The 19,562-nt window shown below is 64.6% G+C and carries 22 protein-coding genes; 6 read left to right on the top strand and 16 right to left on the bottom strand.

Annotation, left to right across the window (positions count from 1 at the left end):
• Nucleotides 1–20: 20 nt before the first annotated feature.
• The 10 genes from ACUXH0_RS24130 to ACUXH0_RS24085 all read right to left on the bottom strand — a co-directional run bounded on the left by ACUXH0_RS24130 (nt 21) and on the right by ACUXH0_RS24085 (nt 8,565).
• Nucleotides 21–1,760 carry a thiamine pyrophosphate-binding protein gene (locus tag ACUXH0_RS24130; protein WP_012430472.1) on the bottom strand — a complete coding sequence of 580 codons (1,740 nt, stop codon included), beginning with the start codon at nt 1,758–1,760 and terminating at the stop codon, nt 21–23.
• The gene (locus tag ACUXH0_RS24125) at nt 1,753–2,556 is read right to left on the bottom strand and encodes an SDR family oxidoreductase (protein WP_024542540.1); all 804 of its coding nucleotides are present in this window, start codon (nt 2,554–2,556) and stop codon (nt 1,753–1,755) included. The genes ACUXH0_RS24130 and ACUXH0_RS24125 overlap by 8 nt, the downstream gene beginning before the upstream one ends.
• Before the next feature lie 2 nt (nt 2,557–2,558).
• The gene (locus ACUXH0_RS24120; RefSeq protein WP_004634814.1) at nt 2,559–3,386 is read right to left on the bottom strand and encodes an IclR family transcriptional regulator; all 828 of its coding nucleotides are present in this window, start codon (nt 3,384–3,386) and stop codon (nt 2,559–2,561) included.
• 12 nt (nt 3,387–3,398) lie between these two features.
• The gene (locus ACUXH0_RS24115; protein WP_182594701.1) at nt 3,399–4,301 is read right to left on the bottom strand and encodes an alpha/beta fold hydrolase; all 903 of its coding nucleotides are present in this window, start codon (nt 4,299–4,301) and stop codon (nt 3,399–3,401) included.
• A 4-nt stretch (nt 4,302–4,305) separates the two neighbouring features.
• Nucleotides 4,306–4,842: a cupin domain-containing protein gene (locus ACUXH0_RS24110; protein ID WP_004634817.1), complete on the bottom strand. Its 537-nt coding sequence runs from the start codon at nt 4,840–4,842 to the stop codon at nt 4,306–4,308.
• Between the two features lie 32 nt (nt 4,843–4,874).
• Nucleotides 4,875–5,648, bottom strand: a complete 774-nt coding sequence (locus tag ACUXH0_RS24105) for an SDR family oxidoreductase (RefSeq protein ID WP_009239758.1) — start codon at nt 5,646–5,648, stop codon at nt 4,875–4,877.
• Nucleotides 5,641–6,708 carry an aromatic ring-hydroxylating oxygenase subunit alpha gene (locus ACUXH0_RS24100; protein ID WP_012430475.1) on the bottom strand — a complete coding sequence of 356 codons (1,068 nt, stop codon included), beginning with the start codon at nt 6,706–6,708 and terminating at the stop codon, nt 5,641–5,643. The genes ACUXH0_RS24105 and ACUXH0_RS24100 overlap by 8 nt, the downstream gene beginning before the upstream one ends.
• An 80-nt stretch (nt 6,709–6,788) precedes the next feature.
• Nucleotides 6,789–7,094 carry a recombinase-like helix-turn-helix domain-containing protein gene (locus tag ACUXH0_RS24095; protein WP_004634823.1) on the bottom strand — a complete coding sequence of 102 codons (306 nt, stop codon included), beginning with the start codon at nt 7,092–7,094 and terminating at the stop codon, nt 6,789–6,791.
• Between the two features lie 271 nt (nt 7,095–7,365).
• Nucleotides 7,366–7,833, bottom strand: coding sequence for a GNAT family N-acetyltransferase (locus ACUXH0_RS24090; RefSeq protein ID WP_004634826.1), 468 nt, complete (start codon nt 7,831–7,833; stop codon nt 7,366–7,368).
• 480 nt (nt 7,834–8,313) lie between these two features.
• Nucleotides 8,314–8,565: a DUF2798 domain-containing protein gene (locus tag ACUXH0_RS24085; protein WP_024542542.1), complete on the bottom strand. Its 252-nt coding sequence runs from the start codon at nt 8,563–8,565 to the stop codon at nt 8,314–8,316.
• Nucleotides 8,566–8,671: 106 nt separating this feature from the next.
• Between ACUXH0_RS24085 and ACUXH0_RS24080 the strand changes: the two genes are divergently transcribed.
• The 3 genes from ACUXH0_RS24080 (at nt 8,672) to ACUXH0_RS24070 (ending at nt 11,027) form a co-directional block, all read left to right on the top strand.
• Complete coding sequence (locus ACUXH0_RS24080) at nt 8,672–9,592, top strand: LysR family transcriptional regulator (protein ID WP_024542543.1); 921 nt, start codon at nt 8,672–8,674, stop codon at nt 9,590–9,592.
• 88 nt (nt 9,593–9,680) lie between these two features.
• Nucleotides 9,681–10,631 (top strand): alpha/beta fold hydrolase, encoded by a 951-nt coding sequence (locus ACUXH0_RS24075; RefSeq protein ID WP_024542544.1) that lies wholly within the window; start codon nt 9,681–9,683, stop codon nt 10,629–10,631.
• A 171-nt stretch (nt 10,632–10,802) separates the two neighbouring features.
• Nucleotides 10,803–11,027: a hypothetical protein gene (locus ACUXH0_RS24070; protein WP_024542545.1), complete on the top strand. Its 225-nt coding sequence runs from the start codon at nt 10,803–10,805 to the stop codon at nt 11,025–11,027.
• A gap of 48 nt (nt 11,028–11,075) precedes the next feature.
• Here the strand turns inward: ACUXH0_RS24070 and ACUXH0_RS24065 are convergent, their stop codons facing one another.
• Both ACUXH0_RS24065 and ACUXH0_RS24060 read right to left on the bottom strand, forming a co-directional pair.
• Nucleotides 11,076–11,630, bottom strand: coding sequence for a surface-adhesin E family protein (locus ACUXH0_RS24065; protein WP_004634835.1), 555 nt, complete (start codon nt 11,628–11,630; stop codon nt 11,076–11,078).
• Between the two features lie 66 nt (nt 11,631–11,696).
• Nucleotides 11,697–12,569 carry a D-amino-acid transaminase gene (locus ACUXH0_RS24060; protein WP_182594702.1) on the bottom strand — a complete coding sequence of 291 codons (873 nt, stop codon included), beginning with the start codon at nt 12,567–12,569 and terminating at the stop codon, nt 11,697–11,699.
• 162 nt (nt 12,570–12,731) lie between these two features.
• On the opposite strand from ACUXH0_RS24060, the gene ACUXH0_RS24055 reads away from it, so the two are divergent.
• A complete protein-coding gene (locus ACUXH0_RS24055; RefSeq protein WP_004634839.1) occupies nt 12,732–13,241 on the top strand; it encodes a GNAT family N-acetyltransferase in 510 nt (169 codons plus the stop codon).
• 104 nt (nt 13,242–13,345) lie between these two features.
• Nucleotides 13,346–13,669 carry a hypothetical protein gene (locus ACUXH0_RS24050; RefSeq protein WP_024542548.1) on the top strand — a complete coding sequence of 108 codons (324 nt, stop codon included), beginning with the start codon at nt 13,346–13,348 and terminating at the stop codon, nt 13,667–13,669.
• 18 nt (nt 13,670–13,687) lie between these two features.
• Here the strand turns inward: ACUXH0_RS24050 and ACUXH0_RS24045 are convergent, their stop codons facing one another.
• The 4 genes from ACUXH0_RS24045 to ACUXH0_RS24030 form a co-directional block, all read right to left on the bottom strand.
• Entirely contained in the window at nt 13,688–14,431 is a 744-nt protein-coding gene (locus ACUXH0_RS24045) for an ABC transporter ATP-binding protein (protein ID WP_024542549.1), read from the bottom strand.
• An 11-nt stretch (nt 14,432–14,442) separates the two neighbouring features.
• Entirely contained in the window at nt 14,443–16,269 is a 1,827-nt protein-coding gene (locus ACUXH0_RS24040; protein ID WP_024542550.1) for a branched-chain amino acid ABC transporter ATP-binding protein/permease, read from the bottom strand.
• A 4-nt stretch (nt 16,270–16,273) separates the two neighbouring features.
• Nucleotides 16,274–17,326: a branched-chain amino acid ABC transporter permease gene (locus ACUXH0_RS24035; protein ID WP_024542551.1), complete on the bottom strand. Its 1,053-nt coding sequence runs from the start codon at nt 17,324–17,326 to the stop codon at nt 16,274–16,276.
• Between the two features lie 114 nt (nt 17,327–17,440).
• Nucleotides 17,441–18,325, bottom strand: a complete 885-nt coding sequence (locus ACUXH0_RS24030; protein ID WP_024542552.1) for an IclR family transcriptional regulator — start codon at nt 18,323–18,325, stop codon at nt 17,441–17,443.
• Nucleotides 18,326–18,600: 275 nt separating this feature from the next.
• On the opposite strand from ACUXH0_RS24030, the gene ACUXH0_RS24025 reads away from it, so the two are divergent.
• On the top strand, nt 18,601–19,560 hold the full coding sequence (locus tag ACUXH0_RS24025; protein WP_004634853.1) for an MBL fold metallo-hydrolase: 960 nt from the start codon (nt 18,601–18,603) through the stop codon (nt 19,558–19,560).
• The last annotated feature ends 2 nt before the right edge of the window (nt 19,561–19,562 follow it).

Genomic DNA, 19,562 nt, shown 5'->3' with positions numbered 1-19,562 from the left:
CAGTTGGCTCGGTTGCAGGTTCACGCCACCACCGTCGTGCCGTCCGTGGCGCATGCAGCAGCGCGCTCGCCCTGACCGTCCTTGGCCTGCTGGTTGACCGGCGGGCCTGCAAAGATCGTCTTGAAGCTGCCGATGGAGAGCATGTCGATCTCCATCAGGAACGGGCCTTCGCCGCTGGTGGCTTCCTTCAACACGCTGCCCACATCGGCCAGATCCGACACGCGGCGATGGCGCAACTGCAGCGACTGCGCAAGCGCCGCGTAGTCCGGCGTGTGCAGATCCACGTAATGGCGGCGGCCGCCGTACTGCGCGTCCTGAATGTTCTTGATGACGCCGTAGCCCTTGTCGTTCATCAGCACGATGACGAGGTTGGCGCGCTCCTGCACCGCAGTCGCCAATTCGCCGAGGTTCAGGATGAAGCCGCCGTCGCCGGCCAGGCAGAACGTCGTCTTGCCGGATTCGATCGCGGCCGCACCGATGGCCGCACCAATGCCCATCGCCAAACCTTGGCCGATACCGCCACCCAGCGCATGCACGCCGGCGCGCGAATCAAAGATACGGAGCTGGCGATTGCCCCACGTGCTGTTCGACACGGTCACGTCGCGCACCCAGTTGAACTCACGTCCCACGGCGGCTTGCAACGCCTCCACAAGCTTTGCGTACGGGCCGAGGCCATCGATCAGTCCGCGCACGGCCGCATCGTGTGCAGCGCGCAGGTCGGCGGCGAATGTCGCGTCGATCTGCATCTTCTTTTCCAGCCGATCCGCCAAGCCTTCCAGCGCGAGGGCCGAATCGCCGCACACGAAATAGTCGCTGGCGTAGCAACGGCCTTCCGCCGAGGCATCCGCATCGACGCGGTACAGCGGACGCGGCAGTTTCAGTTCGTACTTGAGCGTTTCATTGCCACGCAGGCGCGAGCCGACCACGACCATCGCGTCGCACGTCTGGTAGAACGCCTCGACCGGCTTGTGCAGGTTGAATGCGCCCAGCGAGCGCGGATCATCTTCCGGCACGATGCCGCGGCCCTGCGTGCTGGTGACCACGCCAAAGCCAAGGTCCATCAGGCGCTTGACCTGCTTCGCGGCGTGGCGGGCACCACCGCCCAGCCACAGCATCGGACGGCGCGCGCGCGACAGGCGTTCAGCCAGTTCGTCCAGCGCGTGGGCCGACGGCACATGCTGAGGCACCTGCAGCGGGCGCAGGTCATCCGGCATCGGGATCAGCGCGGCCTGGATGTCGATGGGAATCTCCACGCTCACCGGGCCGGCCGGTGCCGTCAGCGCAGTCTGCACCGCCAGCTTCATCGTGCTGATCGCCGTGTCGGCACTGCGCACGCGGAAGGCAGCCTTGGAGACGGCCTTGAGCATCGTGAGCTGGTCCGGCGCTTCGTGGATGTAGGCAAGGCTCTGGTCCAGGTACGGCGTTTCGATCTGGCCCGTGATGTGCAGCAGCGGCGTGCCGGCGGTCAGGGCTTCGACCATTGCGCCCGCCGCATTCCCGGCAGCGGTGCCGGTGCTGGTCAGGCACACACCGAGGCCGCCCGTGGTCCGGGCATAGGCGTCGGCCATGTTGGCGCCGCCGGCTTCACCGCGCGCCATGACGAAGCGGATCTTGCCGCGCTCGCCCATCGCATCGAGGATGGGCATGTTGTGGATCGAGATGACGCCAAAGGCGGCCTTGACCTCGCAGGCCTCCAGGAAGGCTGCAATCGCGTGGCCCACCGTGACCAGCTGTTGTTCCTGTTGTTGTCTGTTAAGCATGACGGGAGTGTCCTCCGGAGATATCGATGTGGCTGCCCGTGGTGTACGAAGACAACGGCGAGGCAAGGAACAGAATGGCGCGGGCAGCCTCTTCGGGCAGGCCCAGGCGTCCAAGGGGAATATGTTTTTGCGTGGCCAGGCGGCGCGTCCATGCGGCCCAGTCGAGATGGCGGTCTTCTTCAGGTCGTGCCTCGAAGCGGCGGCGCCATTGGCCGGACTCCACCAGGCCGATCAGGATGCCGTTGACGCGCACGCCCTTCGGTGCAAATTCGGTCGCCATCGAACGCACAAGATTGAGCACACCCGCACGCGCAGCCGAGGTGGCGACCATGTGCGGCTCGGGCTGCTGCGCGAGCAGCGAATTCACGCAGACGATCGCGCCGTGCTCCGAGCGCTCGAGTTGCGGCAGGAAAGCGCGCGTGGGATGGATCACGGAGAAGAACTTGAGATGCAGCTCCTGCGTCCACGCGGCATCGTCGGTATCGGCAAACGTCGAGACACGGCCTTGGCCCGCGTTGTTGACCAGCATGTCGACGGGGCCGAGGGCTTGCTCCACGGCGTCGGCAAACGCTGCCATCTGCGCGGCGTCGAGCACGTCGCACGTTGCGGCAAACAGCCGGGCGTTTGGGAAGCGGCTGCGCAGACCTTGTTCGGCTTGCGCGAGGCGTTCGGCATTGCGCCCGCACAGCGCCACGACAGCGCCGGCTTCCAGCAGCAGTTCAACGGTGGCCAGGCCGATGCCGGAGGAGCCACCCGTCACGACAGCCGTCTTGCCAGTCAGGTCGATCATCGGCATGGTCATTCGCGGAACAGGTTGACGACCTTGCCGCCTGCGGGGCGGTAGTCCAGCAGGTAAGACAGCTCGCCGGCAGCGGCGCGCACCTTGTCGATCATCAGATCGAGCTGTGCGGCTTCAATGCGCGGCGACGGAATCGTCGTGCCGAGGGCTGCTACCACCTTGCCGGCGCGGTCGAGCACCGGCGCAGCAATCGTCGAGATGTTGGCTTCGAAGAAACCTTCCTGCAGCACGTAGCCGTGTTCGCGGTCGCGCTGGACCATCTCGAACAGCTCTTCGACCGTGCGCGGGGTATTGGCGGAAAACACTTCCAGCTGCGGCTCCGGATAGAGCTGGCGCAGCTCAGCCAGCGACAGATCGGCCAGCAGCACACGACCCAGCACCGTGGCGTGCGCCGGCAGGCGCGTGCCGACATTCACCGAGCTGGTGAACGGCGTGGGCGCCACGGATTTCGCCACGTAGACGATCGAGCGGCCATCGCGCACGACGAGGTTGCACGGATAGTGAATCTCGTCGCGCAGACGATCGAGCAGCGGGCGGCCCAGCTCGGTCAATTCCAGCGACGCGAGATATTCAAAGCCCAGGCGCAGCACCGCCATGCCGAGGCGAAAATCGCGGCCGCCGTCGACGCGTTCGATAAAACCCATCACTTCAAGTGTGGTCAGCAGGCGGAACACCGTGGAGCGCGGCACCTTCAGGCGGCGCGCCAGTTCCGGCGCCGACAGCACACGGTCTTTGTGGCTGAACTCGCACAGCAGGCGCAGGCCGCGTTCGAGCCCCGGCACGATGTACTTTTCTTGCACGTCTTCTGGGATGAGGTCGTTGCTCATACGTCTTGGCGCTTAGGCGTTTTGGGATTGGGAGAGAACAGCGTGTTCGATCCAGCCTGCAACAGCGTCAGGCGCATCGATATAAGAGGCATGCCCGGCCGACGGCACAAGCGCAAACGGCAGATCAAACATCTTTGCCAGCGCTTCGCAACCTTCCGGTGGTGTAATGCCGTCGACATCGCCGCAAGCGATCTGCGCTAGCGTCGATTCGGGGCGTTTTTTCAGATAGGCGCCGATGTCGTCGCCGCTGAGCATCGCCACAGCCTGGCGATAACCACCGTCGTTGAGGCGCTTCATGTTCCAGCGCACCCAGGCGCGTTCTTCGTCGGTGGCATCTGGGCGCAGCAGGTGTGCGTGGCGCGACTCCGCCATGCCGTCGATGCCAAGCTGGTCGAGCGTTGCAAGCCGCTGGGCCTGCACGCTGCGGGACTTGTCCTCCTGCCCCGCTTGGCCGTAGCCCTGCGCGGGGTTCAGAAGCAGCAGGCACTTCGGCTGCATCGCGGCTGGCGCGGCGGCCACATACGCCGATGCCATCAGCGCGCCCAGCGAATGACCGACGATCGCATCGGGCGTCACATCCAACGCGGCAACCCATGCCTGCAACCGCACCGCGTAATCGGCAGCGCGCGGTGCACCCTCTGCAAGCGGCGTGGAATTGCCGTAGCCCGGCGCATCCCATGCCAGCACGCGCATGTTGTGCGAAAGAACCTGCGCGCAAGGCAGCCATGACGCGGCGCTGGAGCTGATGCCGTGCAACAGCACCACCACCGGCCCGCGCTCGCCCCATTGCCGATAGCCGATGCGATCGCCGTGCGCGTTGATGGCGACGGTGCGTTCGGCAAACCCGGCGCCCAGCGCGGCAAGCGCGTCGGCAACACGGAACGGGTGGGAAGACATGACAGCCTGCACGCTCATGGCATCAACGCTTGATTTTGGCGAGCGGATGCTCGGGCGGATACGTCGGCGTGATCGGTTTTTTGGCGCCGAGCATCACGCACATCAGCGCGTCTTCATCGCCGATGTTGATTTCTTCGCGGTACACGCCGGGCGGCACCGAGACGAGATCGCGATCGGTCAGGATGGTTTCGTAGCGCTCGCCGTCCTTCTCCAGCACCAGCTTGAGCTTGCCGCGAATGATGAAGAACACCTCTTCCACATCGGTGTGCAGATGCGACGGGCCTTCGTGGCCGGCCGGAATGACCATCGTCGAAAACGTGAAGTGCTCCGCCGGCACCGTGTTGGTGTCTGCGGCCACGCCCGTGCCGCCCGTGCCGAGGTAGCGCATTTGCGCACGGCGGTATTTCGGGTCGAAGTCGGCCTGGAACTTGAGGGCGTCCCAGTCGTAGCGGCGGGTGGAGAAACGCGCCACGCGGCTGTTCATCCAGTCTTCAAACGACGCGCCTTCCGGGCGGTCCCACGTGCGTTGCACTTGCTGTTGTTCGGAGAGATCGCTCATTGAATACCTCTTCTGAATGGTGTGTGGATGCATTACTGCATGACAAAACCGCCGTTGACGGCCAGCGTCTGGCCCGTCACGAATCGGGAAAGGTCGGACAGCGCGAACAGCACGGCGCCGCACACGTCGTCCGGCAGTTGATCGCGCGAAATGGCGCGCTGGTCGCGGTACAGCGCATGGCGGTGCGCCGGCACGTATTCGGTGGCTTCCACCAGCGTCAGGCCCGGCGCGATGGCGTTGACGGTGATGCCGTCTGCGCCGCATTCGCGCGCCAGAGACTTCGTCATGCCGATGACAGCGCTCTTGCTGGCCACGTAAGCCAACAGGTTCGGCGCGCCCCACAGCGGTGTGTCCGACGACAAATTGACGATGGCGCCGCGGCCCGATGCCTTGAGTGCCGGCAGGCAAGCCGTCGTCATCAACCATGTGCCGCGCACGTTGACGTTCATCACGCGGTCCCAGGTCTCGATGTCGATCGACGATGCGTCGCGCCCGCCCGAGTTGGTAATGGCCGCGTTGTTGACAAGACCGTCGAGCCCGCCCAATGCCTGCGCCGCTGCCGCAGCGCACGCCTGAATCGAAGCCGGATCGCCAAGATCAAGCGTGAAGCCATGCGCATCGAAACCTGCCGCACGCAGCGCCGCCGCCTCTTCCTGCACGCGCTCGCCAAGAATGTCGGCCAGCGCGACAGCGCCACCGGCTTCGGCGATCGACTTGGCAAAGGCCAGCCCCAGACCGCGCGCGGCGCCCGTCACGAGCACCTTGCGGCCAGCCAGCAGCCCGGCGGTTGAATTGCGCTCAGGCATGTTGGGCTTCCGTGGGAACGGGCTTGATCATGGCAACCGGCGCATCGGCCAACTCAGCGGCGGCGCGGCGTGCAAGCACACGGCGGATACGCGTGATGCCGATGTCGTGCTGATACAGCGTCTCGTGCTCGCGCGCCTCGGGTGCCATCGACTCCAGCACCACACGGTCCTGCTCGAGCACATCCCAGTGCAGGCCTTCCAGGCGGTTGCGATACAGGAATCGCCACACATCGCGCTGCCAGCCTTGCACGTGGCGCGTGCGCCAGAAGTAGACGATGCAGTGCTCTTCATCCACTGGCGTCACGATGCCGATGATCGTGAACGGGCCGCCGGGGCCGACCTTCGGCTGATACGGAATCGAGAGGCGCAGCCACATCGTGCCGGTCTCGCCAAACTCGGTCCAATCGAAGTTCACGCCGCGCTGGCCGGTCTTCTGGAACATGATCCCGTGGTCGGTTTCAACCACTTCCATCACGGCCTTTTTCTCGCCGCTGGCCATCGAGTGCGACACGGCGTGCAGGTAGGCGCCGTGCATGGGGTCCATGACGTTGTCGATGGCATAGCGGTAGTTGACGTTCCAATGCGCGAAGCAGAGGAAGTGGCTGTGCTCGTCACTGGTCAGTTCTTCGGGCAGGCGCAGCGTGCCGACCGCGTCGTCGAACTCTGACGGGGCCTTGTCGCCAAACCACAGGAAGATGGCACCGGCACGCTCCTGCACCGGGTAGCTGCGCACGCAGGTCTTGCCCTCCATGGGGCAAGCGTCGACCGCCGGCACGCTCGTTACCGTACCCTGGCCGTTCACTTCAACGCCGTGGTACCAGCAGGCCACGTGGTCGCCCAGGTTCCAGCCCATCGACAGGCGCGCACCGCGATGCGGGCAGCGGTCTTCCAGCGCATGCACCTGGCCGGCAGTGTCACGCCACAGCACGATGTTCTGGCTCAAACGCGTGATGCCCACCGGCGCGTTTTTCACATTCCACGACGCCGCCACCGGATACCAGTAGTTGCGCAGACCGGTGTTGATGCGCGCTTCCTTCTGCGCTTCCTTGTTGCCTTCCATTGCTTGCCTCTTCTGATGGGGTTGAGCCGTGCGCCTCTGCGGGCGATGCGGCGTCGAATCGTGTTGGATCCAGCCGGCGCTCAGGCGCCCAAGCGGCGCATCTCGGCCAGGAACGTGTCTTCCGTCCAGGTCTCGCCGCCGGCGGCGTTGCGCGGGCCGCGCTCGTTCAGTACGGCCACGATGTCGGCCGGCGTTTGCGCGCCACCCAGGAATGCCGCTTCCAGCGAATCGGCCAATTGATTCTCATAGGCTGTCGGCTCGGTCGCGCGCGTTTGCCACACCAGATTGGCGGCGTAACCCGGGCGCTCGACCCGGCCCTTGCCAGCGACGTTGTTTGGAGAAATCGGCTCCCACGGAGCGAGGTCGGGGTTGTATTGCGGTTGCATATCTGTCGACTCCATCACGTTTCGCTTGTTTTACCTATGAAACGTCTGTTAATATCTGGAACACAGGTGCAACTATAGACCGCGTCTTCGAAATCGCAGATGCGGGATTACCCTATGGTTTGCGGGAAATTGCGTCCACCGTGGGCGACCCGTCCGCCGGATCGCGCAATGGACAAAGGTCTTGGCACCGCGCTAGCGGTACGGAGCCGAAGGCGGTAGCGATTGGAAGCACTTCGACGTGCCGAAACTCGATTGTTGAGGCCAGAACGGCTCAGAACAATTTGCGATACACCACGAAGCCCGACTTGTCCGCCAGCGTGTCATACAACCGCATGGCGGTCGCGTTGGTTTCGTGTGTCTGCCAATAGACGCGCGGCAAGCCGTCGGCCTGCGCGCGACGGTAGACCGCTTCGATCAAGGCCCGCCCCACGCCCTGCCCGCGCGCGGCCTGCGCAGTGAACAGATCCTGCAAATAGCAGCTCATGCCGATTTGCGTGGTGCTGCGGTGGTAGAGGAAATGCACGATGCCGAGCAGCTCGCCTCCACGCTCGGCCACCAGCGCGTGCACCGGCTCCGTTTCGTCGAAGAAGCGCTGCCATGTCGTCTGCGTGACGATGTCGGGCAAGCCCGTCTCGCCCGCACGGCCGTAAAAGGCGTTGTAGTCATCCCAGAGCGGTTTCCACGCAGCGAAGTCGTCTTGGTGAACAGAGCGGATGTGGAGGTCGGCAGGTGCGGACATGGTGGGCTGGACGGGTGGCAACGCTCCGGCATTCTGCCAGCCGGCCGCCCTGCATGCAGCCGGCTTTCCTACCGATGGCTTAGCCCCTTAGCGTTGAGAATCGGACCTGCCCAACAGCACGGCGCGTTGATGTTGACTACGCCTACTCGTGCTGCTTCGCCCCGGCAGCGGCCATGTGCCGCGCACGACATCGGCAACGCCCGTGCCATGCCCGAACCTAGGGATTGTCCGTAGAAGGCCGGCCGACGGAAGAAAGTTTGCTGAAAGCATCGGCGCTCTACAGTGCGCTCCATGGCCCGGTCATGACCCGATATCGGGCCGTGCGATCTCCACGCACATCAGCGTCACTACGATAAGGGTCGGGTGTTGTACCAGCCATATCGCCGGACCCAACGGGATGTCGGTCCGGCGTCCGCTTCAATCGGTCTTTCCTGCTGTCAACCTTGCGGCCCACCGTCCTCCCGGTGGGCTGTTTTCTTTTCAGGGCTGCATCGGACTGGGCACCACGAGGCGCTGTGTCAGCCGCTGCACCAGCGGCGCCGCAATCAGCACGATGGTGAAGGCGGCCGGCCACGCCAGTACGAAGGCATGCGCCCAGCGGGCGAGAAAGTCGGAGCTGATACCGGCGTTGACCCAGCCGATCCAGCCCGTCATCAACAACGACATCAGGCCCGACATCATCCAGGCAAAGATGATGCGAAGACGTGTGGCGGTGGAAACGGGCATCGACATGGCGGTTCTCCTTGCAAGCCATCAAATGTGATTGACGGCATGCTAGACAACCGCGTTTATAGAAACTATAGACGTTTACTGAAACTTAAATTCCGAAAATGGAATCATGCTCGACGATCTGGCTCTCTTTGTTTCCATCGTGGACCACGGCAGCCTGCAGGCAGCGGCCCGTCACGCCAACCTGCCGCCCGCCACGCTGACGCGGCGCCTGCAGAAGCTCGAGACCTCGCTCGGCTGCCAGCTTCTGCTGCGCAGCGCCCGCAGCCTGAAACCGACGCCGGAGGGCCAGCTGTACTACGAGCAATGCCGCCCGCTGTTGACCGCGCTTGCGCAAACCACGGCCACGCTCGACGACGATCTCAATCAGGTGAAGGGCACCCTGCGTGTTCTTGCGCCGTTGAACCTGTCGCGCGGGCTCCTCGCACCCGCGTATGCGAGCTTCATGGCGACGTGGCCGGAGATCCGCCTCGAGCTATCGCTCAGCAACCGCAATGAAGACGTGTGGCGGCATGGCGCCGATCTTGCCATCCGCGTCGGCCAGCAGGACGACCCGAAGCTGCGGCAGCGGCGGCTCGGTGTCATCGGGATGGTGCTGGTGGCGTCGCCTGCGTACGTGGCCGAGCAGGGCGCGCCGACCCATCCACATGAATTGCAAGCGCATCGGCTGTTGGTGTCATCGCCGCTCTCGACATGGCGCTTCACCTCACCCGATGGCGAGGAGACCATCGAACTGCAGCCTCATGGACGCTGCGACCTGAACGACATCGAACTGGGCGTGACGTTGGCGGAAACGGGCCTCGGCCTGCTGTACTGCCCTCGCACGCTCTGCCATCAAGCGCTGGAGGCTGGCCGGCTGGTGCGCCTGCTGCCCGATTGGCGTACGCCGCAGCGACCCATCTACGCGGTGTGGCCGCAACAACAGTTGCCGCGCAAAGTGCGTACGTTGCTGGAGCATCTGGCAGCTTTCACCGCAGCCACGCCGTTGTTGCAGGCAGACCCTCCAGCGAGTGCGTCAGGCACTGCTTGAAACGGGTAAAAACACGCGTTGTCGCATCGCCCCGTTACTTCGTAGGCTGCAGAGATTGCACCGCATCCCTTTTCCAGGAGTCCTCTCGATGCACAGCAGCCACGTGGTGCGCTCCGGCGACATTCGCCTGCATGCCCGCATGACACAGCCCGCCGACCATTCCGCGCGGGAGCGCCCTGCCATCGTTCTCGTGCATGGCTATCCGGACGACAGCTCCGTCTGGGACGGCGTGCGCGACACGCTGGCGCACGAGCGCCGTGTGCTCACCTTCGACGTGCGGGGTGCCGGCCTGTCAGACGCCCCCGCAGATACCACCGGTTACCGCATCCCCCAGTTTGTCGACGACCTTGCCGCCGTGGCCGACGCGTTGCTGCCCGGCGAGCGCTTCCATCTGGTCGGTCACGACTGGGGCTCCATCCATAGCTGGGAATCGGTGACGACCGACCGGTTGCGTGGGCGCATCGCGTCTTACACGTCGATCTCGGGGCCGTGCCTGGACCACGTCGGCCACTGGATGCGCACGCAGCTCGACGCCGGCACATGGGCCGCCAAACGAGCGGTGTGGAAGCAGCGGCTGCAATCGTGGTACGTCGGCTATTTCAACCTGCCGCTGGTGCCCGAATGGTCGTGGCGACTGTGGGTGGCAGGTGCTTGGCCGTGGTGGCTGCGCAAGACGGAGGGCATTCGCATCGAAGCGCAGCGGCCGACGCTTGTGCGCGATGCTTGCAACGGCGTGCGAATGTATCGCGCAAATTTTCGTGAGCGCCTCGCGCGCCCCCAGGCACGCGCACCGCATGCACCCGTGCAACTGGTCGTGCCAACGCGCGACCGCTACGTCAGCCCCGCGGTTACGCGCGCTGTGGAAGCTTGGGTGTCGCACTACTGGCGCCATGAGGTGGACGCGGGTCACTGGCTGCCCCTGCGCCGCCCTGACTGGGTGGCAGACTGCATCCGCTGCTTTGCCGACTACGTCGACTCAGGGAACGAGCCCCCCGAACTGCGGCAGGCGCGCGTAGCAGGCACGCTGGCACCGGCCTGACGCCACTAGAGCATTGCGCCCAACGCAAACGTTGACGCGCGTGTAACTCACTGTAATCATCGTCCGCCACAAAGCTGACGGCGCGCCATGACCTGGCGCCCGGACGGCCCGAGCCGCCGCTGCGCGCAAACCGCGTTGTCGGCCATCGATACAAGAAACAGGGACAAGACGATGAAAAGCAAGGTCGTGGTGTACGGCCCGCTCTACGGGAAGTGGTACGCAATCCTGGTCAACGACGGTGTGGCCGCCGAATCCAACCAGTTCGGCTCGTACGAAGCCGCCATGGGCTTCGCCTCACGCCGTTATCCAGAGCTTGAACAGGAACGGCAGCCTTACGCGCGCGGCCGAGAAGACAGCGAGAGCGGAAGCGACAGCCGGGAAGCCGCGCCCATCTGAACGGGAACGCGCCGGGCGGCATTTATGCCGCCCATGCCGCCCCCAGCGTTAGTGGCCCGCGCCGCAAAAGCGCCCGGCGATCCATTCGAACACGCTGCCTTCGCGCAGCGAGCGGCTTTGCGCCTCGTCGCCGTAATGGATCTGGTAAAGCGGCTTGCCGGTGGCGTTGCGCGCGCGATAGAGCGTTTGCGCAATTACCGTATAGCTATGTCGCGCGCAGTCCAGCACGACCTGCTTGACCGACGAACGGATCGGCTGCCCATCTGCTGTCTTGATCGTGAAGTCGGGCAGCACGTTGCGCAGCAACCTGAAATGCACGGTGTGCGTGTCGGCGCCTGCCTCGGCGCTTGGCTGGGGCTTGACCGATTGCCGGTCGATATACGACACGATGCCGTTGATGCTCTCGAACCGGCGCCAGCGGGAATCGGCGCCGGCTGATTCGAGGGCGGGTGTCGCATCGGCCGAAACGGCTTGCGCGGCCCCCGTCGGCACAGTAGCCGACGCAGAGATGGTTTGTGCGGATACGGGCATCGCTGCGCACTGCGCGGCAACCAGAGCGGTCACCGCGATGGCGCTTTGCCAGCGCCAGCCTCCTGTTTTCATGGGATGTCTCGCCTTGCTGCAAAAAACTCAGCGGGCGATTCTACCGCGCAGGCGCAACCGCTTGCGTCACATCTGGTCGACGGGCTCGGCAACGTCCACGCCGGCAAAACGCAGATACAGCGTGCGAAGTGCCTGGGTGAGCGGACCGGGCTGGCCGTTGCCAATTTGCACGCCGTCGATGGACACCACCGGCATCACGAACGTCGACGCGCTGGTGTAGAACGCCTCGGCGGCTTGCTGGGCTTCGGCCACGGTAAAGATGCGTTCTTCCAGCGTCAGGCCATGTTCACGCGCCAGCGCCAGGATCGACACACGCGTGATGCCCGGCAGCACAGCGTTCGACAGCGGACGCGTGATCAGGCGCCTATCGGGGGTGATGATGAACGCGGTGGAAGACGCGCCTTCGGTCACACGGTCACCGTCGGTCATCCAGGCTTCATGCGCGCCGGCGCGCGCGGCGATCTGCTTGGCCATCACCTGCGGCAGCAAGCCGACGCTCTTGATGTCGCAACGCTTCCAGCGCAGGTCGGGCACCGTCACCACGGTTGCGCCCTTCTTGGCCAGCGGGCTGTTGACGATGGACTTGACCTGCGTGAACGCCACGGCCGTCGGCGTGATGTCGGCCGGGATGCCGAAATCGCGCTCGGCGACGCCGCGTGTGACCTGCATGTAGACCACGCCTTCTTCCAGCCCGTTGCGCGCCACCAGCTCTTCGCACACACGCGTCCATTCGGCAGCGGTGTACGGGTTGTCGATGCCGATCTCGGACAGCGACCGCGTCAAGCGGGCGAGGTGCGCGTCGTTGTCGACGAGCTTGCCGCGCGCCACGGCGGTCACTTCATAGATGCCATCGGCAAAGGTGAAGCCACGGTCCATGACGGAGACGGTGGCGTCGGCGGCCGGCACGTATTGGCCGTTGAGGAAGATGATTCGCGACATGCTGAGAGAGGGATTCAAGTGCGGGCGGGACTGCCCTGCCAATGAATCTACAGGATACGGGCACCATGCCGCGAATACCGATGCGTGCCCACGTTATGCGAAAACAGCATGATGCAGACAACCCCTCCGGTAGACTCCCCCGTTTTCGGCCAAACGCACCTCATGTCCGAACTCACCATCCGCCCGATCGCTGCAAACGACTTGCCCGGCATCCTGGCCGTGCAACAGGCGTGCTACGGCGACGGCTTTCTGGAACCGGGCGACGCGCTTGCCAGCCGCTGGGCGCGCAGTCCGGCCATGTGCCTGGTTGCCGTGCGCTGCGGCGAGGTGGTCGGCTACCTGCTTTCGCATGCGTGGCATGCATGGACACCGCCCAAATTGCACGTGCCGCTACCCATTGCGGATGCAGCCAATGTGCTCTGGTTCGTGCACGACATGGCCATCGCTCCTGCCGGCCGCGGGCAGCGTTTGGGCGAGCAGCTTTACGCCATGGCATCCGCCAGCGCCCATGCGCAGGGGCTGCGCCAATCCCGGTTGGTAGCGGTGCAAGGCGCGGATGTGTTCTGGCGGCGCCTTGGTTATCAGCCCGCCGACGTGGATGGTGCCGCGTTGGCCGCTCTGCGCGCGGTGTACGGAGAGGACGCAGAACTGATGGAGCGCGCGTTGCCGTGAGCGGCCATGGCGTCACTCCGTTACAATTTGTAACACCCGTATCGCTTCTGTAAGACTGCGCGCGCCCGCTTCTACTACAGTGCAGCGTCTTGAGGAATTCCCACATGCATAAGAACTTCGCGCTGTACGTGCTGGCAGCCGCTGCAGCGCTGTCGTCGCAGGCGGCCCTGGCCCGTGTCAATGTCGATATTGGAATCGGTGTGCCCGTCGCACCGGTTTATGTCGAGCCCGCGCCGGTGTACGCCGCGCCTCCGCCGCCGGCCTACTATGCGCCGGCCCCCGTCTATGTCGCGCCGCAGCCGGTCATCGTTGCCCCCGGCTACTACGACGATGGGCGCGGCCGCGAATGGCAGGAACGCCAATGGCGCGAACAACGCTGGCGTGAGCGTGAATGGCGCCGGCACCATCGTCATGACGACGACGATTGATCCGGCTCCCCGCAGCGCTCAGGCGGCCTTCTTCGCCAAGCCCAGGTAGGTTTCGATCACGCGGGGGTTGACGGCCAATTCCTGCGCCGGGCCTTCGAGCGTCATATCGCCCGTTTCCAATACGTAGCCGTAGTCGGCGACCTGCAGCGCGGCGCGTGCGTTCTGTTCGATCAGCAGCGTTGCCACGCCGGTTTTGCGCAGGTCGCTGATGATGTGGAAGATCTCTTTGACGATGAGCGGCGCAAGGCCGAGGCTCGGCTCATCCAGCATCAGTAACTGGGGCTTGGCCATCAACGCGCGGCCCACGGCGAGCATCTGGCGCTCGCCGCCCGAGAGCGTGCCGGCTTCCTGCACGCGACGCTCTTTCAGTCGCGGAAACAAGTCGTACACCACCTCCATCTGGTCGAGGTAGCTGCGTTCACCCGCCCGCTTGCGGCGGTACGCGCCGAGCACGAGGTTGTCTTCCACGCTCATGGTGGCAAACAGCTCGCGCTTTTCCGGCACGAGGCACATGCCGCGTGCCACGCGCTTTTCCACGGGCAGACCGGTCAGGTTGTGGCCGAGATACGAGACCACGCCGTTGGCCGAACCGGTGGTTGGCAGCGCGCCCATGATGGCGCCAAGCATGGTCGATTTACCGGCGCCGTTCGGGCCGATGACGGTCACGATCTGGCCCGCCCCCACCTTCAGGTTGGCGCCATGCAGCGCTTCCACCTTGCCATAGCGGACGTGCAGGTCCTTCACTTCCAGGATGACTGACATGCGCGTTCTCCTTATTCCACGCCGCCCAGGTAGGCTTCCAGCACCGCCGGGTTCTGCTGCACTTCCTGCGGCAGCCCCTCGGCGATCTTGGTGCCGAATTCCATGACGACCAGCCGATCGGTGAGGTTCATGACGAAGTCCATGTCGTGCTCCACCAGCAGCACGCTCATGCCTTCGGCTTTGAGCTTGGTAAGCAGCGCAGCCAGCGCCTGCTTTTCCTTGTAGCGCAGGCCAGCGGCGGGTTCATCGAGCAGCAGCAGCGCCGGGTCGCAGCACAGCGCGCGGGCGATTTCCAGAATGCGTTGCTGGCCCAGCGCGAGGCTGCCGGCTTCCAGATACATGCAATCGGCCAGGCCTACGCGCTCCAGTTGGCGGCGCGCTTCGAACAGCAGCTTCTGCTCTTCGGCCTGGTTCATGCGCACCACGCTGGCGAGCACGCCGCCCTGCGCCGCAAAATCGCCGCGCAGGTGGGCGCCAAGCGCCACGTTCTCCAAAACGGTCATGCCCGACAGCAATTGCACATGCTGGAAGGTGCGGCCGATGCCGCGCTTGACGATCTCGCGCGAAGGCTTGCCGCTGATGTGCTCGCCACGGTAGAGCACCTCGCCACGCGTGACCGGCAGCACGCCCGTCACTAGGTTGAAGGTGGTGGACTTGCCCGCGCCATTGGGGCCGATCAGGCCGATGATCTCGCCGGCCTTCACCTGGAAGCTGACGTCGTTCACGGCAACCAGGCCGCCAAACTCCTTGCGTGCGGCGCGTACATCTAGGATCAGCTCACCGGCTTGGGGCTTCTCGCGCTGCTTGAGAGCCGGTGCATCGTCGGGCGCGCGAGCCGTCGGTGCCGGTGGAAACAGCTTGCGGATGAACGGCCATACGCCATCGCGCGCGTACTGCAGCAACAGCACGAGCAGCACGCCGAACACGATGATTTCGAAGTTGCCGTTGGAGCCGAGCAGCTTCGGCAGAATGCTTTGCAGGCTGTCTTTCAGGATGGTCAGCAGACCCGCGCCAAGCACCGCGCCCCACACGTGGCCCACGCCACCGACCACCGCCATGAACAGGTATTCGATACCGTAGTTCAGGCCGAACGGCGTCGGGTTCACCGCGCGCTGCAGATGCGCATAGAGAAAGCCCGAAATACACGCCAGCACCGCCGCAAACACGAAGATCACCACCTTCATCCACGCGGTGTTCACCCCCATCGCCTCGGCCATGGTGCCGCCGCCCTTGAGTGCGCGGATGGCGCGGCCTGGGCGCGAGTTCAGCAGGTTCTGCACCGCCAGCACCGCCACCACAACGACAGCCCAGATCAGGTAGAACATCTCGCGGCCGGTCTGCAGCGATTTACCGAGTACGTTCAGCACCGGAATGCCGTTCAGCCCGTCGTACTTGCCCAGGAATTCCAGGTTGCCGAACAGGAAGAACAACGACAGGCCCCACGCAATCGTCGCCAGCGGCAGGTAGTGGCCCGACATGCGCATCGTGATCAGGCCGATCACGTAGGCGCTGATAACCGTGATCACCAGCCCGGCCAGCAGGCCGATCCACGGCGAGACCCCGTACTGCGTTGTCAGATAGGCGGTGCTGTATGCACCGAGGCCAACGAACGCCGCTTGCCCGAACGAGGTCAGTCCGCCCACCCCCGTGAGCAGCACCAGCCCAAGCGCGACGAGGCTATAGAGCCCGATGTAGTTGAGCAGCGTGATCCAGAATTCGGGCGTTGGCACGATGGGGATCAACGCAAGCACAACCACGAACAACGCAATCAGCACGCGGTTGCGCGAAACCCAGCTGCGCTGCGCAGTGCCGGCGGAAGATTTGGTCAGCGTGTTCATCGGCTTACTCCTCTTCCTCGACATGCTTGGTGGTGAGCGATCGCCACAGCAGCACGGGAATGATGAGCGTGAACACGATCACCTCCTTGAACGCCGACGCCCAGAACGATGAATACGACTCCAGCAGCCCCACGAGCAGCGCACCCAGTGCCGCCACCGGATAGCTCACGAGCCCGCCCACGATGGCCCCAACGAACCCCTTCAGGCCGATCAGGAAGCCGGACTCGTAGTAGACCGTGGTGAGCGGCGCAATCAGGACGCCGCACAGCGCGCCAAGCGCCGCTGCCAGCGTAAAAGCCAGCCGCCCCGCCTGCGTGGTGCCGATGCCGACCAGCCGCGCACCCAGCCGGTTCACTGCCGTCGCGCGCAGCGCCTTGCCCGACACCGTGCGGCCAAAATAGAAGTACAGCGCCACGATCATCAGCACCGACACGGCCACCACCCACAGGCTCTGGCCAGACACGCTGAGCGCGCCCAGATCAAAGCGCGCATCGGAAAATGCATCCGTGCGCGAGCCTTCCGCGCCGAACATCACGAGGCCGAGACCCACCAGCGCAAAGTGCACGCCCACCGAGACGATCAGCAGCACCAGCGTGCTGGCTTCGGCCAACGGCTCGTAGGCCAGGCGGTAGATCATTGGCCCCATGGGAATGACGATCAGCAATGTCAACGCGACCTGCGCAAGCATCGGCAGCGTCATCGGAGTGAACATTCGGGCCGCCAGGTAGACGGCCACCGGAAAGAGCAGGTATTTGCCGGCATAGATGGCGCCTGTGCGAAGCGCATGCAGGCGCAGTTCAGGTTGCAGCAGCGTGCGGCCCATCTCAACGAGAAACGTCAGCACGCCCAGCACAACGAGCATGCTGGCAGAGAGCGGCGCCTTGTTGGCCTGGATGGCCGCCAGCGTGAGCGCGCCATACGCCACGAATTCGCCCTGCGGGATGAAGATCACGCGCGTGACGGAGAACACCAGCACGAGCGCCAGTGCCAGCAGCGCGTAGATCGCGCCCGATGTCACGCCGTCTTGCGCCAGGATGGCGGCAATCGACAAGTCCATGAAGCTCCTCGTTCTTGTAGTCGTGGAGTTCGCGCCGGCTGTGGACCGGGCAAGGGGGCGCCACGAGTTACGAGATAGTAAATTTCTTACGACAGGATGAAATTGGCGACAACCCTAACGCGCCGCCCTGCTTCGCCGCGCGCCGGCCTTTGCAGGGCGTTCCGCGGGTGCCTGCAGCATGGCAGACAGGCGCATCACGAACGTGCGCAGCGTGTGCTCCAGCTCGCCGCCGCGCTGCGCGTGAAACAGCGGTTGCACGTTCAGCGCGATCAGCACCAGCACAAGTTGCCCGCGCGCACCGAACACCGGCAGCGACAACGCATTCACGCCCGGCAGCAAGCTACCCGTGACCCACGACGCGCCTTCGGTGCGGACGTCTTCGCACAGACGGTAATAGTCGGTCAGCGAACGCGGCAGGCCGGGGAGATCGTCGCTGGCACGCTCGTGCAGTTCGCGCTCCACCAGAGGCAGCGTCTGTTCCATCGGCTGATAGGCACCGAACAGGCGGCCGGTGGCGGAATTGAGCATTGGCAGGACGTCGCCGATGCGCAGGTTCACGCCGGGCGCGCCACCGGCCTTTTCCCAATGCACGACGGTCGGGCCACGATCGCTCCACACCGCAATGCCGATGGTATGGCCGGTCTGATCTCGCAGCCCTGCAAGCAACGGCCGCGTGCGGACAATGGCATCGGAGCGATTGAGGCTGGCAAGCCCCAGGCGCAGTGCAAAGGGCCCAAGTTCGTAACGGCCGGTCAGCGGGTCTTGTGACACCGCGCCCACGCGCTGCAAGCTCACCAGATAGCGGTGCGCCTTGGACGGATGCATGCGCGCCGCGCGTGCCAGGTCGCCGAGCGCCATCGCCCGCATGGCACGCGTGAGCGCCACGAGTAATTGAGAGCCAACTTCGATGGATTGGATGCCCGAACGGTCGCGGCTGGCGCGCGCGTCTTCTGCATCGCCATCGGGTGGCGGGTCGTCTTCGACTTCCGTGGTCTCCATGTCTCGGGGCGTATTGGCTGGGCGGGGCCGACAAAGTGCTGCGAGCGTAGCACGCGGCTACGCGTAGACGGCCGATTTTGATTTTTATGCATTGTATAAACAATGCTTCTAACCATAATCAACGTATACCCTAGGCGCGTCTCCCGACCGTGCGGTCTATGATTGCCAGCGTTCGGCATGGCTTGCCCTCAGCCCAACCCAACGCAGGTTTCCCGAGCCATGCATGTTGAAAAGAAATTCCCCCAACCGTAATCCACTACACCAGGAGTGACAGAATGGCCAAAGCCTTCGCCTCGCAAGCCGACCTCGAGGCCAAACAAGTCACCTTCACGCAGCTCTCCCCCAACGCTTACGCCTACACCGCCGAGGGCGACCCAAACTCCGGCGTCATCATCGGCGACGACTCGGTGCTGATCGTCGACACCACCGCCACGCCGGCGATGGCGCAAGACCTGATCGCACGCATCCGGGCCATCACCGACAAGCCGATCAAGCACGTGGTGCTGTCGCACTATCACGCGGTGCGCGTGCTGGGTGCATCGGCCTACTTTGCCGAGGGCGCGCAGAACATCATTGCCAGCCGCGGCACGTACGAAATGATCGTCGAGCGCGGCGAGGCCGATATGAAGTCCGAAATCGAGCGCTTCCCGCGCCTGTTTGCCGGCGTGGAAACCGTGCCGGGCCTGACGTGGCCGACGCTGGTGTTCGAGCGCGAGCTGACACTGTTTCTGGGCAAGTTGGAAGTGAAGATCCTGCACCTCGGCCCCGGCCACACGAAGGGCGATACGGTGGTGTGGATTCCGTCGCAGAAGGTGCTCTTCTCCGGTGACCTCGTCGAATACGACGCCGCCTGCTACTGCGGCGACGCCCAACTCGAAGAATGGCCCGCCACGCTCGATGCGTTGCGCGCGCTCGGCGCCGACAAGCTCGTGCCAGGTCGCGGCCCCGCGTTGCTCAATCCGGCCGAGGTCGACAAGGGTCTCGCCTATACGCGGGATTTCGTGTCCACGCTGCTGCAACGTGGCAAGGAAGCCGTCGCGCAGAAGATGGACCTGAAGGCCGCCATGGCGCACACCCGCGCGGCCATGGACCCGAAATTCGGCAGCGTCTTCATCTACGAGCACTGCCTGCCGTTTGACGTGACGCGCGCCTTTGACGAGGCCAGCGGCATCAAGCACCCGCGCATCTGGACCGCCGAGCGCGACAAGGAAATGTGGGCCGCCCTGCAAGGCTGAAC

The sequence above is a fragment of the Ralstonia sp. 110700041-2 genome (assembly GCF_056280165.1).
The sequence above is the reverse complement of the archived record's forward strand: the minus strand, read 5'-3'. Positions and strand labels throughout refer to the sequence as shown.